Raw genomic sequence first — 294 nt, 5'->3', positions numbered from 1 at the left:
GTCTCCCGCCGCGTTCGGATTCATGAGCCCGATACGTCGTGGCCCAATCGGGAACGTGTTGAATGAGGTGCCAGAGCCGTCCCATATAATGAAGTCATCCAAATATGAAGCTGCACCGTTTGCTGCCTGTTTGCCGGTGGACACATATAGCTGGGTAATGGCCTGAGCGGCTTGCGCGTAGTTATAAGTTCCTGTGAACTGAAGTATGCTATCCACGTAGGCCGTTACCTTGGTGCTAGCGCCGTTAATCTGGATTGAGGCTTCAATCCAGTGATAGCCATCACCAAGGTACGT

At 52.4% G+C, this 294-nt stretch carries 1 protein-coding gene; it reads right to left on the bottom strand.

What is annotated here, in order from left to right; all coding sequences use genetic code 11:
- Window positions 1–294, bottom strand: a 294-nt coding sequence (locus AC1RPW_RS08350) for a hypothetical protein (protein WP_481769499.1), incomplete at both ends; no start/stop codon positions are given.

The organism is Dellaglioa sp. CoH-55-MRSF-8 (assembly GCF_056782195.1).
The sequence above is the reverse complement of the archived record's forward strand: the minus strand, read 5'-3'. Positions and strand labels throughout refer to the sequence as shown.